The sequence below is a fragment of the Pseudomonas sp. KK18 genome, assembly GCF_037094675.1.
Classification (GTDB): Bacteria; Pseudomonadota; Gammaproteobacteria; order Pseudomonadales; family Pseudomonadaceae; genus Aquipseudomonas.
In genome coordinates this window covers 3,319,075-3,333,032 of sequence record NZ_CP146605.1, presented here as the reverse complement: position 1 = coordinate 3,333,032, position 13,958 = coordinate 3,319,075, and the positions used below count along the sequence as shown (strand labels likewise).

Sequence of the window (13,958 nt, the reverse complement as noted above, 5' to 3'; positions counted from 1 at the left end):
TTGATGCCTGCGTTGGAGCTATCGCTAAACGACAAAATGGAAAAGATCCGGGTGGCGGTTCTTTTTTTCGAGCTCAATAAAAAACCCCGTAGACGTTAATCTACGGGGTTTCTAAGAGTGGAGGCCGAGGTCGGAATCGAACCGGCGTAGGCGGATTTGCAATCCGCTGCATAACCATTTTGCTACTCGGCCTCAAACGATCAATGCCCTACAACCGACATTCACCGCATACAAACTTGAGTGGGCTATGTGAAGCTTACCTCTACTCTATCTCATTGAAAACATTGAAGTTTTTAATGCTTCAGTGCGTTCGATGGGCGCAATTATGTACTCATTTGCCAGGGCTTGCAACCCCTTGATTTCAAAAAATATTCTCTCAAGGGGCAGGCATTCCTGGTGGGCTACCCTACCGCCCGGCTTCTTCCTTGTCACGGATAACCTGCAATTGATACTGCGGGTCCGCCTTGATCTGCTGTTCGGTAAACGGCAGCGGGCTGAGTTTTTTCTCGGAAAACGCCTGGGTCTGGTCCTTGAAGTATTTCGACGCGGGGTCGCTGGACAAGGAGAATGCCAGCACACCTTCGGCATTGGGCCCCTTCTCGTCGAACGTCACGATCTGCAGGTAACTGCTGCCGCTGACTACCTCGCGCTTGCCATCGGCCCGAGGCACGCTTTGCATGGCGTTATAAACGCCCAGCTCTTGCGGGCCGCCGTGGATCGGTGTCTGGCCCGAGACCTGAATATCACCCCAGCGGCTGTCCGCCGTCAGCCCGCGCTTGGCCACGTCGGCGGCTGACGCGAGCATCGCTTCATGCAGTGCCTTGGCCACGTTTGCCCGATCGACCGCCAGCCCACGTGGTGTGGTCAGGGGTTGTGCCGGATCGAAACCCACCTTCCACGCGTCCGGCGCTTGCGCCAGTTGCTCCGCCAGGTTGATGAAGTGCACCAGGCCCAGGCCGCTGTCGAGGTTGGCGCGCTGGTCCCAGTTTTTCAGGCTGTCGCACACCGATTTCACGCTGGCATCGGCACCCGCGCAGAACTTCAGCAAGTCCGGCATCACCTGGCTGGCAAGATACACCTGGTTGTCCATGACCATATTCTGCAGGTCGGCGACCTTGATCGGTTGCTTGTCGAGCTCCTGCAAGCGTTGCAAGGCAAAGCGCGCACGCGGGCCCAAGCCGATCTTGTCCTGGCTGATAACGGGCGAGAACCCGGTCAAGGGTGCCTTGGGGTTGACCAGCCAGGCCGAGTCATTGGAGTGCTGCACGTAGTCGGTGCGCTCCAGTTGCGGCAGTTGCTCGGCGGGGAAGATCCCGGCCTGGGCGGCACGCGGGTCCACGTCCCAGGCGCAGGCGCTGCGAGAGCCGTCGAGCATGATGAATTGCAGCCCGACCCGTGGGTCACTGCACTGTGCGAGCTTTTTCGCGCTAACGTTCGGCACCACCGACAGGTTCATGTACAGGCTTTGACCCTGGTCATCCGCTGCCACCGTGTTGACCCACGGGATACCTTGCAGGGTGTGTACCGAGGTTTGCAGTTCCTTGAGGTTCGCCGCGCGGTTCATCGCGTACCACTGTTGCAGCACACGGTCGTTGCCCAGGTTGGCATCCCGCAGGCTGAAGGCATATTTGGCGTCCCAGTCGAGTTTGCCCGGCCATTGCACGATGGGGCCGAACTGCGAGCTGTAGACCGTGCGGGACTGTTCCCGGGTACCGCCGTCGGCAGTTTTTACCGCTACCTTGATCGTGGTTTTATCCATGGGCACGGACTTGCCGTCCAGCAAATAGCGAGTCGGGTCCTTGGGGTCCAGAGTCAGGCGATACAGGGTGAAGTGCTTGGACGTATCAACGGTGTGCGTCCACGCAACGTGCTGGTTGAAGCCGATATTGATCACCGGCAGGCCCGGCAACGCAGCGCCCATCACATCCAGCTGGCCGGGGATGGTCAGGTGCATCTCGTAGAAACGCATGCCGCCCACCCACGGAAAATGCGGGTTGGCCAGCAGCATGCCGCGGCCGTTGAACGAACGGTCACGCCCCACCGCCACCGCGTTGCTGCCACGGTCCAGGGCGAAACGTTGCTGGTTGGCCGCCGCGACCTCAAACGCCTTGCTGTCCACCTGGGCGACGGTGTTGGGCGGCGTGGCCCCCACCAGGGCCTCGGCAAATTGCCCGACGCCACCTTCCACCAGCAGCCGGCGGGTCAGCTTGACCAGGTCTTCGGCCGTGATCGGCCGTACCCAGGCCGCCTGGCACTGCGCCGGCAAACCCTGGGCAGTGCGCTCCTTGAGGTAGTGGTTGTAACCGGCAACATACCCTTCAATGCGCTGCTGCATCGCCGGGGGCTGGGCCTTCCAGAATGCCGCAACTGCCTCGGGGGTGTTCAGCCAGGTGAAGAACACGTCGTTGGCAAGGTTGTTACGCCCTTCCAGGGTCGCCTGCTCGGGACCAAAGTACCTGGCACGCTCACCATTGACCGTTACCACCTCATTGGCCAGCAGGCACAGGTTGTCCTGGGCATAGGCATAACCGATGCCGAACCCCAGCCCACGCTCATCGTTGGCCCGGATATGCGGGACACCAAAGCTGGTGCGACGGATCTCGGCGGTGGCCTGTTGCTCCTGCACCCGCGCCGCGGCCGAAAGACTCAGCCCCAGCAACGCCCCTGCCACACACATCCTGAACAACCCGTTGGAAATAATCACGCAGACTCCACAGCCAAATTAAACACCGCGACGAGGGACAGCTTCGCCAACACCTCAGTTAAGACGTAAATACCGGGAATAATTTTAGCAGCCGCAGGCGTTTATTCGGACAGGTCGGTATGTCTCCAGGATGTTACCGACAAAATTTCTACATCCCCCGCTTCATGATTTGTGCAGCTCGTACGTCTTATTAACTAAGAGCGCCATCATTTTCCTGATCAGGCTCTGATAAGGAGTTTCTGCATGTACAACTCGCAACTGCCCACGGAAGGACACTCACCCATGCATGACGGAGGTTTTGCCACCGGCAACCAGGCGTTCGGCAAGGCGCCGGAACATGGCAACCAGCGTATTCGTCATTTGCTCAAATGCTTTGGCCTGCGCACCAGCCTGATCCGGCTGAAGGTCATCGACGCCCTGCTGACCGCCGCCGACAACCAGCGCACCCTCGGCGTGCGCGGCGTGCACAGCCATTTGCTGGAGCTGGGCATCCCGTTGTCGTTTCTCAGCGTGCGTGAGGTGCTCAAGCGCCTGTGCACCGAAGGCGTGATCACCCTCAACGCCGACAAGAGCTACAGCCTGCACGAGCAGGCTGCCAAAGTCCTGGAAGGCCGGGCCTGACTCAAAGGTTAGGCTTGACCTTGCGACGCATCACACCGTTGATCACCACCACGGTTACCGCTACCGCAATCGCGATGTACTGGAACGTCTTTTCGCTGATGACCCCGTTGTTCTGCAAGTAGGACAGGCCAAACATCGTCCCCAGCACCAGCAGGGAGATCAGAATCGAGTATTTCAAACGTTGCTTTTGGGTCATGACGGGTTCCTGAAGCTAAAAAATTGTGTCCACTTTGTATCGACTACCACACCAAGCACATACCTGTTAGCGGGGATGGATTGGGGTCGGCGGGGTCTCATGTTACAGGCGATGAAAAACTTTGGCTTGCCCAACGCCTGATTGAACCTGAGAGCCCCCTAGAGGATTTTGAAATGCTTCGTCGAATCACACTGCTGATTCCCTTGCTGATCATGTTGAGCATGAGCGGCTGCATTATTTTCCCCCACGGCGGCGGCGGTTGGCATGACCATCGCTACAGCGAAGGCGGACCGGGGTATTACCATCGCTGATCGGTCATCCGTACATTTTCTGACATCTTGAACACTTTACAGGCGGAGCCATTCCCCCTGCTTCCGACACTCAGCAAGAGCGTCCAGGAAGCAGGGAGGTTTTCCTGAAAGGCGCATTCCTGAATGAGCGTGCCTAAAGGTGTTCACGATGATAGTCAGCAACTCGGTTCCTTCCTCCACTGCATACCCACCACCGCCCCCTCCTCCGATACCACTCCCCGATATACCGTCATACCCCGATGAAATATTGCAAAGCGCAACGGACATTCCGGACCCCGCGGCTGACACGCCGCCCCCCAATGGCCCGAAAGCCTTGGAGACCGCGCTGGCTGACCGAAAAAACTGGCAGGCACTGGCGCAGCAGCTCACTCATGTCGCCACGTTGGCAGGACCGAACGCGCCGTTTCTGGTGGTGCGATCTGCGCTGGGAAGCACGCTGATGGACCTCGCGCCCAACTCTTCTTACCCCCCAAATAGTGCTAACGCCGTGAGTCTTGCAAACTTTCTCAAGGCTATGGGCCTGCCCGAGCCAACCACCCATGATGAGCTGCTGACCCTGGCGCGCACATCGCTGACACGTTCCCACCCCCATCCATGGGGAAATCTGGGCGGCGCCTTGTCCTGGCCCCTGCCCTTGAGCACACCTCAGCAGAACGAACTGCTCACCGCCGCCAGAGAACATGCCGCTGGCGCTCCGGATGTTCAGCAAGCAAGCCAGCAGCGGGGGCTCCTGGAGTTTCTGAACGGTAACCTGCCGCTCTCCAGCGACGCCTCGAGCGATCCGGCCAAAACGCTGGAAGCCCTCATCCGTTCCCCCCGAGGCCAGGCGCTGGGAGAGGCCTTGCAGACCAAACTGGAGAGCATTCCGACTGATAGCAGTGTGAATGATCACGTACTGGCGGCCATCAACCTCGATCTGGATCAGGAATCCATCACCCAACCGCATCGCAACAAAGTGGCCGGATTCGACCTGTCACATAAACAATATTGGGGCAAACCCACCTCGGCGATCGTCGCCGGCCTGCGTGAGCACTTGAGTGATACCGGCAAAACCTCACCTGCCAACGCCTCGCTGGGTACGCATCTGCTGTTGATGCGGGCGGCACCGCAGTTGCTGATCAAGGATATTCCCGACAGCGTGGTCTACGGCAGCCTGGCCTGGGCCAACCTGTGCATCGCGGCGGCCGCCATCGAAGCCAGGTCCCCTGGCAGCGTAGCGAACATGAGTTTTGCCGAAGTGATGATCGCCGCCGACTCAAGTGGGCCCGCGCCCGAAGCTGCCCAAACTGCGGCATTGTTGGACTGGGCCGTGGTCAATGGGGTGCTTGAGGCGAAAGACGACACGCTTTACGAAAAACCAGACATTGATACCGCCATGGACGCGTTCAACTATCAATTGGGCAAGCTGAAACACGCCTCCGGCTTGCTTGACACCCCGATGCCCAGCCGCAAGCAGATGGCGCTGGACCTGCTCAAGGAAAAATTTGGCGAAGGCGTCCCCTTTGAAGAGAAGGTGTTGCTCAAGCCCAACAAAACCGCCAACAAGACGATCCCCACTCGCGGCCCTTATTCCATGCTGGACCTGACCATGCAAGGCGAGAAAATAACGGCATCAGACTGGGAGCTCAAACCTGGAACGCATGGCGTCGACCTTGATGCCTTCGCCACCTTTACCCATGGCCCCGGCTTTAAAGTCCCCGACACCTTTGACAAAGCCATCAGCCAGACCATAAGCGACTATAAAACCGTCAAGAAATATTCCATCTTGAACGCCCTCGCCAACCTTCCACCGGAGGACAAAGAAAACTTGCGGTTAGGAAAGCTGAACTTCTACAAAGAAAAATCCTACAGAGTCAGCTGGACACCATTCGCGGGAGAAACCCTCTTCCATACAAGCAAAAAAATACTGGTCACCACAAAACACCAGAACAAGCCGTCCACCTATGAGTTCGATACCGAAAAAGGCAGCATCAGGAAAGTCAGCAACGCAGTTATCACGCGCCAGGACCAGAAGATCGCCAACGAAGTAACCCGAATAGAAGAGTTCTCCACCTTCGATGCCAAGCGCGACTATATAAAGCAAGAGAACCCGCTCGAGGGATCCAATCCCAACCTGTTCAGGAATTTCCGGGCGGAGTACCTTGCGGATTCAATCGTCGAGGGGCTCGATCTGGAAACCTTCAGGCAACAAGCGGCCGGAAGTACGCCGGATGAGCATAGAAGGACGGTCGCCAGCACCATCGGCGACTTTTTTCTCGACCTTGTTCCGCTCAGGTCGGCCATCGTCAACTTCAGTAATGGCAACTATAAAGATGGGTTCTCTGACCTGGCATTTGATGTGTTCGGCTTTCTCACGGCAGGTGCAGGCGTCGCCGCGAAGGTCGGAAAAACCCTGAGCACTGCCAGCAGCGCGGCCAGCAAAGCCCTCAAGCTGAGCAAGATTTTCGGGGTTACCGCACTCTCGGAACTCAATCCGCTGAGCGGACTTGGCGACCTGGTAGTCGGCGCGGGAAAACTCGCCATCGACGGCGCAAACGCAGCCACCCAGGGCTTGAAAACGCTCAAGGGTACAGCGAGCAACAGCGAGCTTGCCGCCGCCGGCACTCGATATGACGCAGCCGCTACCGGCTCATTCCAGATGGGCGAGCAGACGGTCGAGGGCAGCGCGGTGCAGATCAAGGGCAAGTGGTACGCTTTCGACGCACAAACGCACCAGCCGTACGGCAGCCCCCTGCAAGCGTTCAGTAGCGCTGATACGCTGGAGCCCTCCCCCAACGCCTATGCCTCTTCGAGCAAGAGCACTCACCGGTTTAACCCGATAAACACCGTCAACCGCCCACCTCCAATCAGGAAGCCGTTACCCGAGGGCCAATACGTGGAAAGTTTGAAAGGCAGGCTCGAATCATCCCATTTCAAATCCGACACACGCCAGGCAACGCTGGATAAGTTTCGGGTGGAAATGGAGGATTATTACGATGCGATAAAAGACGGAGGCCTTCCGCCGCGCCCTACAATCCCCGATGTTCCCGTACCGATCCCCGCAGCCGATCTGATCACAAAGGCATTGAAAGCATCAAACGGCGTGGTGTTTGGAGAGTCTCACTCGCAGATGGCCAGCTTTAAAATGCTGTTCGACAACGTCGATACGCTAAAAAACCAGGGTGTAAAAAAAGTCTACTTCGAAGGGTATATCGACTACATCGGTGGCCCCGTTGATGATGGAATCGGAATGCTCGGAAACAGCAACACTCGCCGCACGAATCCAACACTGGAGCAACTCAAGAAAAAATTTGAAGACAATGGAATAGAGCTTTTACCCCTCGATCACTATTACCTGACGCGACATAGACACGACAAATCCCGTGATCGCACCCGGACTGGCGTCAACTCTGAAAAGCGGCTCAAGGAGTTCAACTACTACGCTGCGGAAACCATCCAGGCAAACTCGGGCACCGAAAAGTGGGTCGCGTTAGTGGGGAGCGCGCACATGAACACCTCCGAAGGTGTTCCGGGCCTGGCGGAACTGACGGAAAGCATCGGCATCGGGGTTTTTGACAACCGGAACATGACCCACAGCAGCATCGGGCTTAAAGCAAAAAACCCTGCGCCAGACCCGAACCGGCCATTACAGCCCAACGATATTCCAGGCGACCTGCGCATCTACGTGAAACCCTGAGCACATCGCAAAGGCCCGGAAAGCCTCCGAGCCTTTGCATGAGGTGTTCACCCTCCATGCACCCAGCGCTGATGCAACCAGCGCGCAAACGCATCCAGGGCAAACCCCAACAAGCCGATCAGCAGCACCATCGCCATCAGCTCCGAGTAGGCCAGCCGGTCGCGAGTGTCGAGGATGTAATAACCCAGCCCGGCACTGACCCCGAGCATCTCGCACGGCACCAGCACGATCCACAGGATCCCGATGGCCAGGCGCACGCCGGTCAGCACGTGCCCCATCACCCCGGGAATAATCACCCGGCGCAAGGTTTCCCAGCGCGTGGCGCTCAGGCTCTTGCTCAGTTGCAACCAGCGCGGATCGAGCTGACGCACACCCGCCGCCGTATTCAGCAGAATCGGCCACACCGCTGCGAACGCCAGCAGGAAGTAGATCGGCTGGTCGCCCACGCCCATCAACATCACCACGATGGGCATCCACGACAGCGGCGAGATCATCCGCAGAAACTGGAACGCCGGCGTGGTCGCCGCCTCCAGCTTGCGCGAACTACCCACCAGCAAGCCCAGCGGTACACCAATCAGCAATGCCAGGAACAGCCCGACGAAGATCCGCTTGAGGCTCACGGCTATGTTCAGGTACAGCTCGCTGCGGCCCAGCAACTCCCACAGGCTGGCGAGGGTCGCCGACAGCGAAAACCGCGCAGACAAACCGTCCGCGCTGCCAAAGACCTTCACCCCCAGCCACCAGAGCAACAACAACCCCGCCAACCCGCTCAAGCCAAGCAACCAGCCCGGCAACCCCAAGGTTTTGCCGTTGTTCAAACGCCAATCTCCTCGTTTCGCTCAAAGCCCTCAGGCAAGCCGAAGGTCTTCATGCCGCCCACCGCCGCGATCGCATTGCGCACGAAGCGGTCGTCCACCAGGTCCTTGGCGACAAACGCCGGGTCCAGGTCGGCGAGGAATTTCTTGTCGCCCTCGATGAGCGTGTCTTTCAGGCGGCGTACCAGCTCCTCGGTGTAGCTGGGGAATGGATACGGCTGGAAGTCGATGCGATGCTCATCCCAGTTGGCGTGCTGGATCGCGCCGTCAGCCAGGTAAGCCGCACGGTCGCTGGCAGCCGGCGCCAGGACTTTGCGCAGCACTGGTTCGGCATGCGGGGTGTAGCGGTTCTCGCCGTCCTTGGACAGCAGCTTCACCGCCTCTTCACGGTTGTCGCGGGTCCAGACCTGGGCCTTGACGATTGCATTCACCACCTTCTGCGACCATTCCGGGCGGTTGGTCAGGTCATGCTCGTGCATGAACACCACGCAGCACGCATGGTTGCGCCACACATCGCCGGTAAAGCGCTGTACGCGGCCCACGTTGAGGTTTTCCGCCAGGGCGTTGAACGGCTCGGCGACGATGTAGCCGTCGATGCGCTTGCTGGCCAGGGCCGGCGGCATGTCCGAGGGCGGCAACACGATCAGGTTGACCTCGTTGGCGGCAATCGCACTCCCGGCGGCGCGGGCCACCGGGGTCAGGCCGTTGTCGCGGAACAACTGCTGCACCACCACGTTGTGAATCGAGTACCAGAACGGAATCGCCACCGACTTGCCGCCCAGTTGCTTCACGTCGGTAATGCCCGGCGACACGGTCAAGCCCGAGCCACCCACATGGTTCCAGGCCACGACCTTGGCCGGGACCTTGCTGCCATACCGCGCCCATACGGTCATCGGCGACAGCAGGTGAATCACGTTGACCTGCCCGGAAATGAACGCCTCGATCACCTGCGCCCAACTGCGCAGCAGCACCGGGCGCTCGGCCTTGATGCCTTCGGCCTCGAACAGGCCATTGTTGTGGGCCACCAGCAACGGCGTGGCGTCGGTGATCGGCAAATAGCCGATGCGTACCGGTGCGTCCGGCTCACTGGCCGCCCGGGCCTGCAAGCTGCTCAGCAGTGGCAAGGCTCCGGCGGCACTGAGCACGGCCGAGAGTTTGAGAAAGTCACGGCGCGAGTGAGTGAGGTCATCCAGACACATGGCAAGGCTCCAGCAGTTCAGGGGGTTGGGGGTCAGTGCGGCTCGCCCGCCGTAGGGTTTTGAGAATCTCGATGCGCAGGGTGCCGATGGCTTCCACCTGTTCTTCCCGCGGTTGCGGCAAGTCGATGCGCCATTCGCCGAGGGTCCGCGCCGGGCGGTTACCCAGTAGCAGAATCCGGTCGGACAACAGCAGCGCTTCGTCGATATCGTGGGTGATCAGCACCGCCGCCGAACCTTGCTCGCGATTGACCTTGAGCAGCAGGTGCTGCATGTCGGCACGGGTCACTTCATCCAGGGCACCGAAGGGCTCGTCCAGCAGCAATACCTGCGGCTGGCGTGCCAGGCAACGCGCCAGCGCCGTGCGCTGGGCCATGCCGCCGGACAGCGCCGCCGGGAATTGCTGGCGGGCGTGTTCCAGGCCTACGGCGTGGATCGCATGGTCGACGCGGCTGCGACGTTCTTCAGGGCTGAGGTGCGGCTGGCGGGCAAAGTCCAGGCCGAAGGCGACGTTCTTTTCCAGGCTCAGCCACGGCAGCAGGCTGGGGTCCTGGAACGCCACCGCCACCCGCGGGTGCGGGCCATTCAACGGCTCGCCCAGCAGGCGGATGCTGCCACCCTGGGGCGCTTGCAAACCGGCGAGCACCCGCAGCAGGCTGGACTTGCCAACGCCGCTGGGGCCGAGGATCGACACCACTTCGCCGGGCTGCAATTGCAGGTCGAAACCTTCCAGCACCGAATTGCCCGCATAGCCCAGGCAAATTCCCTGGGCGTGCAATACCGCCTGGTTCATAGATTGGCCTGACGGTTCAACTCGGTGCGCAACTGCACCAGGCTCGGGGTCACGATCGGCACAAACGCCGACTCGCGCCAGCGCCGGGCAAAACCGCTGCCGTGGGCCGTCAGGTAGGCCTTGCCGCCGCTGGCTTGCAGCTCCAGTTGCACAGCGCTGGCAGCGATTTCCGCGAGGGCGATGCGCAGGCGGAACAACGGTACCGGCTCAGTGCCGAAGCGGCCGGCCAGCAGGCCTTTCTTCAGGTCGTTGACCGCCTGCTCCAGGGAGGTACGCAACACTTCCAGCTCCTCACGCAATACGGTGCGGCTGGAGCCCAGGTGATTGGCCACCTCCGCCAGCGAGCGCCGCGCCAGGCCGATGGACATGCCGCATTGCAAGCCCAGAAACGCCGGGCGCACGGCCGGCAGGAACTTGCGCGCATCTTCATGCAGCAACCAGTCGCGGCTCAGCTCCACGGCTTCAAAGCCGAGGGCCGCGGTATTGCTCGATTGCAGGCCCAGCAGTTCCAGGTCGCGGGAACGTTGTAGGCCGGACACCGAGTCCGGGATCGCCAGGATAAACGGCGCGCCGCCCTGGGCATGCTCGATGGCGGCAGCCACCACAAACCCGTTCTTGCGCAGGTTGGTCACCCAGTGCAGGCGGCCATTGAGGTTCCAGCCGTCGTCGGTCGGCTCGGCGCTGATTTGCAGCGACTCGATGCCAGACAAAAACTTCATCGCGTTGGACAGCCCGGTCGCCCCGGCCAGCTTGCCGCTCAGCAGGTCCGGCAGCAGTTGCTCGCGCAGGCGCTGGTTCGGGCTTTGCAGCAGGTATTCGATAAACGAGCGTTGGCCCCAGCATACAAATGCCGACGCCAGGGAATGGCTCGCCACATCGGCGATAGCTTCCACCGCGCCGGTGACATCGCCGCCCAGGCCACCGAGGTCCTTGGGCACACCGATACGTAATACATTGGCCTCTGCCAGCCGTGGCAGCACTTCCTGCGGATCGCAACTGCCCACATCCAGGGCCTGCGCTTGAACATCGAGCCAACGGCTCAAGATTGGGTCAAGCATTCATGTTTCTCCTTGTTGCAGCATGTTTACCATCGCGAACGCTTGCGCGCCTTCAGCTAGCCGGTTTTTCCCAACGGTATTGCGCCAGTTCCGGGTTCAACGGGGTACGGGCAAACACGTTGGCGAAGTTGCACAGGGTGGCCAGGCTCACACCCAGAATAACCTCAAGGGCATGACCGTCGGTGTAGCCTGCCTCACGGAACGCGGTGTAGCCGGCGTCGCTGACATCACCGCGGGTGGCGATCACTTCACGGGTGAACGCGGCCAGTGTCTCATAACGCTCGTTGGGCAGTTCGCCACGCTGGCGCAGGGCGTCGATCACGTCTTCCGGCAGCTTGGCTTTGTTGCGCGCTACGGCAGTGTGCCCGGCGACGCAGAAATCGCAACCGTGGTTCGTGGCGGCAATCAGTTGCACCACTTCGCGGTCGGCCAGGCTCAGGTCGGATTTGGCATTCAGGCCGGAGACAGTGATGTAGGTTTCCAGTGCCGCCGGGGCATTGGCCAGCACCGCCAACAGATTGGGGATGAACCCGGAACCCTTCAGGGCATTTTCCAGAAAGGGCTTGGCCGCCTCAGGAGCGGTTTCCAGGGTTAGCATCGGTACGCGGGACATGGAGTGGTCTCCTCATGGATTCGTGTACCAAGTCTGTTGGTTATAAAAAATCCGCTCAATAGTCTAAAGTAGCGATTACTTGCTCTAGAGTCTTTCCGTTAGATGAATTCGTCCAGTTCACTCGTCGATTGGTTATTAGATAGCCTTGAACTCAACACCAGCCTGTTTCACGTCGGGCGTTACTGCGGCGACTGGCACGCCAGCACCCATGGCCTGGCAAGCGCGAGTTTTCATCTGGTGGTGCAAGGGCAGTGCTGGATGCACATCGACGGCGACTCGACCCCTTACCCATTGAACAACGGCGATGCAGTCTTCCTGCTGCGGGACCTGGCGTACCGCTTGTCCAGCGATGGCACCGCCACCGGCGCCCAGGAATGCCCGCGCAAACCGATGCTGCCACTGGACAGCCAGGCCAGTGACGGCGTGGGCCTGGTGTGCGGGTTCTTTCACTTCCAGTCCGGGCTGTCGGCGATGATTGTCGACACCCTGCCCGCCTGGATCATCCTGCGGGCCGGTGATCCATCGCTGACCGCCGCGCGCAACCTGTTCGAACTGATCCTGCAGGAATGCGAGCGCACGCCGGCGCCCTCGCCCGCCCTGCTGGAGCGCCTGTGCCACCTGCTGTTCCTGTATGTGCTGCGCCAACAGGTGCTGGACAACACCGACCTCGGCGGCCTGGCGGCGCTGGCTCGGCAACCGGCATTTGCCAACCTGCTGGAGCAGTTGATCGCACGCCCGGCCGAGCCCTGGACCCTGGAAAGCATGGCGGCCTGCACCGGCCTGTCGCGCTCGGCGTTCTTCAAGCGCTTCAATGAACTGTGCGGGCAGTCGCCGGGGCAAGTGCTGCTGATGATGCGTGTGCGCCACGCCTGCCAACTGTTCAAGCAGGACCAGACCGTAGCGGACGTGTCCCTCGCCGTGGGTTATCAATCGGTGGCGGCGTTTACCCGGGCCTTCCATAAGGTCACCGGCTTCCAGCCCGGCGCCTACCGCAAGGCTCAAGGTTGACGCTGCAACCCATTGCCCGGCCGGGCACACAACTCCACCAGCCAATCGACAAACACCCGCACCCGTTGCGACAGCTGGCGATGCGGCGGGTACAGCGCCGTCAGCGGTAACCTGGGCGGCGGCTGATGCGCCAGCACCTCCACCAGCGTGCCCGCTTCCAACTGGCGAACGGCGTGGTAGTACGGCGTCTGTACCAGGCCGTAACCCGCCTCACAGGCCGCCAGGTAACCATCGGCACTGTTGACCGCCACTTGCTTGGGCAGGTCGACCAAGCGGATGTCGCTGTCGATCTGAAACTCCAGGCCATAGCGTTTGCCGCTGGTGCTGGAGAAATACTCCACCACTTGATGGCCGGCCAACTCATCCAGCGTCGATGGCACGCCGAACTGCTGCAAGTAGCCGGGACTGGCGCAGGTCACCTGATCCATCATCGCCAGCGGCCGGGCCACCAGCGACTCGTCCAGCGCCAGGCCGCCGCGCAACACGCAATCCACGCCTTCGCGGATCAGGTCCACCGGGCGGTCATTGAGCCCGATTTCCAGATCGATCTGCGGGTAACGCGTGGTGAACTCGGGCATTGCCGGAATTACCAGGAAGCGCCCGATCCCCGACGGCATATCAATGCGCAACGTGCCGCGCGGGTTGCGCCGGCTGGTGGAGAACACCGCCTCGGTTTCCTCAAGGTCCGCCAGCAGGCTCACGCAACGCTGGTAGTAGGCGGCACCGTCCAGGGTCGGGCTGACCTGGCGTGTGGTGCGCTGCAACAGTTGCACCCCCAGGTGCGCCTCCAGTTGCTTGATCAGGATGGTCACCGAGGCACGCGGCAGTTGCAGGCTGTCAGCCGCCTTGGCAAACCCGCCTAGTTCGACAATCCGCACGAACACTCGCATCGCATTAAAACGGTCCACGGGCCGGTTTCCTTCAGGGATTATTTAGAATTTCATAATAGTGATAGCGGTTTTAGCCG

The 13,958-nt window shown here is 60.5% G+C and carries 12 protein-coding genes and 1 tRNA gene; 4 read left to right on the top strand and 9 right to left on the bottom strand.

Annotation, left to right across the window (positions count from 1 at the left end; genetic code table 11):
• Positions 1-118 precede the first annotated feature (118 nt).
• Both V6607_RS15190 and V6607_RS15185 read right to left on the bottom strand, forming a co-directional pair.
• Positions 119-192: transfer RNA gene (locus V6607_RS15190), tRNA-Cys, on the bottom strand.
• 214 nt (positions 193-406) lie between these two features.
• A complete protein-coding gene (locus tag V6607_RS15185) occupies positions 407-2,704 on the bottom strand; it encodes an acylase (protein WP_134326439.1) in 2,298 nt (765 codons plus the stop codon).
• A 243-nt stretch (positions 2,705-2,947) separates the two neighbouring features.
• Here V6607_RS15185 and V6607_RS15180 point away from each other — a divergent pair, with 243 nt between their 5' ends.
• Positions 2,948-3,325, top strand: a complete 378-nt coding sequence (locus V6607_RS15180; protein ID WP_032899365.1) for a hypothetical protein — start codon at positions 2,948-2,950, stop codon at positions 3,323-3,325.
• 1 nt (position 3,326) lies between these two features.
• Here the strand turns inward: V6607_RS15180 and V6607_RS15175 are convergent, their stop codons facing one another.
• Positions 3,327-3,521, bottom strand: a complete 195-nt coding sequence (locus V6607_RS15175) for a hypothetical protein (RefSeq protein ID WP_003207574.1) — start codon at positions 3,519-3,521, stop codon at positions 3,327-3,329.
• A 173-nt stretch (positions 3,522-3,694) separates the two neighbouring features.
• On the opposite strand from V6607_RS15175, the gene V6607_RS15170 reads away from it, so the two are divergent.
• Positions 3,695-3,832, top strand: coding sequence for a hypothetical protein (locus tag V6607_RS15170; RefSeq protein WP_003207572.1), 138 nt, complete (start codon positions 3,695-3,697; stop codon positions 3,830-3,832).
• A 247-nt stretch (positions 3,833-4,079) separates the two neighbouring features.
• Positions 4,080-7,508: a membrane-targeted effector domain-containing toxin gene (locus tag V6607_RS15165; protein WP_134326438.1), complete on the top strand. Its 3,429-nt coding sequence runs from the start codon at positions 4,080-4,082 to the stop codon at positions 7,506-7,508.
• A 47-nt stretch (positions 7,509-7,555) separates the two neighbouring features.
• On the opposite strand, the gene V6607_RS15160 is transcribed toward V6607_RS15165, so the two are convergent.
• The 5 genes from V6607_RS15160 to V6607_RS15140 are packed head-to-tail and all read right to left on the bottom strand — an operon-like array spanning position 7,556 to position 11,983.
• Positions 7,556-8,308: an ABC transporter permease gene (locus tag V6607_RS15160; protein ID WP_172834573.1), complete on the bottom strand. Its 753-nt coding sequence runs from the start codon at positions 8,306-8,308 to the stop codon at positions 7,556-7,558.
• Between the two features lie 14 nt (positions 8,309-8,322).
• Entirely contained in the window at positions 8,323-9,522 is a 1,200-nt protein-coding gene (locus V6607_RS15155; protein WP_010171568.1) for an ABC transporter substrate-binding protein, read from the bottom strand.
• On the bottom strand, positions 9,509-10,312 hold the full coding sequence (locus V6607_RS15150; protein WP_134326437.1) for an ABC transporter ATP-binding protein: 804 nt from the start codon (positions 10,310-10,312) through the stop codon (positions 9,509-9,511). Before V6607_RS15150 ends, V6607_RS15155 begins: the two co-directional genes overlap by 14 nt.
• The gene (locus tag V6607_RS15145; protein WP_003207563.1) at positions 10,309-11,370 is read right to left on the bottom strand and encodes an acyl-CoA dehydrogenase family protein; all 1,062 of its coding nucleotides are present in this window, start codon (positions 11,368-11,370) and stop codon (positions 10,309-10,311) included. The genes V6607_RS15150 and V6607_RS15145 overlap by 4 nt, the downstream gene beginning before the upstream one ends.
• Positions 11,371-11,422: 52 nt before the next feature.
• Positions 11,423-11,983, bottom strand: coding sequence for a carboxymuconolactone decarboxylase family protein (locus V6607_RS15140; RefSeq protein WP_003207562.1), 561 nt, complete (start codon positions 11,981-11,983; stop codon positions 11,423-11,425).
• 102 nt (positions 11,984-12,085) lie between these two features.
• Here V6607_RS15140 and V6607_RS15135 point away from each other — a divergent pair, with 102 nt between their 5' ends.
• Complete coding sequence (locus tag V6607_RS15135; protein ID WP_087692364.1) at positions 12,086-12,991, top strand: AraC family transcriptional regulator; 906 nt, start codon at positions 12,086-12,088, stop codon at positions 12,989-12,991.
• Here the strand turns inward: V6607_RS15135 and V6607_RS15130 are convergent.
• Positions 12,982-13,899, bottom strand: coding sequence for a LysR family transcriptional regulator (locus V6607_RS15130; protein WP_134326436.1), 918 nt, complete (start codon positions 13,897-13,899; stop codon positions 12,982-12,984). The genes V6607_RS15135 and V6607_RS15130 overlap by 10 nt on opposite strands.
• Positions 13,900-13,958: the final 59 nt, after the last annotated feature.

Excerpts from the sequence above, each read along its gene's own strand:
- V6607_RS15180 (WP_032899365.1), top strand. The coding sequence starts at position 2,948 with ATGTACAACTCGCAACTGCCCACGGAAGGACACTCACCCATGCATGAC.
- V6607_RS15175 (WP_003207574.1), bottom strand. The coding sequence starts at position 3,521 with ATGACCCAAAAGCAACGTTTGAAATACTCGATTCTGATCTCCCTGCTG.
- V6607_RS15170 (WP_003207572.1), top strand. The coding sequence starts at position 3,695 with ATGCTTCGTCGAATCACACTGCTGATTCCCTTGCTGATCATGTTGAGC.
- V6607_RS15155 (WP_010171568.1), bottom strand. The coding sequence starts at position 9,522 with ATGTGTCTGGATGACCTCACTCACTCGCGCCGTGACTTTCTCAAACTC.
- V6607_RS15150 (WP_134326437.1), bottom strand. The coding sequence starts at position 10,312 with ATGAACCAGGCGGTATTGCACGCCCAGGGAATTTGCCTGGGCTATGCG.
- V6607_RS15145 (WP_003207563.1), bottom strand. The coding sequence starts at position 11,370 with ATGCTTGACCCAATCTTGAGCCGTTGGCTCGATGTTCAAGCGCAGGCC.
- V6607_RS15140 (WP_003207562.1), bottom strand. The coding sequence starts at position 11,983 with ATGTCCCGCGTACCGATGCTAACCCTGGAAACCGCTCCTGAGGCGGCC.
- V6607_RS15135 (WP_087692364.1), top strand. The coding sequence starts at position 12,086 with ATGAATTCGTCCAGTTCACTCGTCGATTGGTTATTAGATAGCCTTGAA.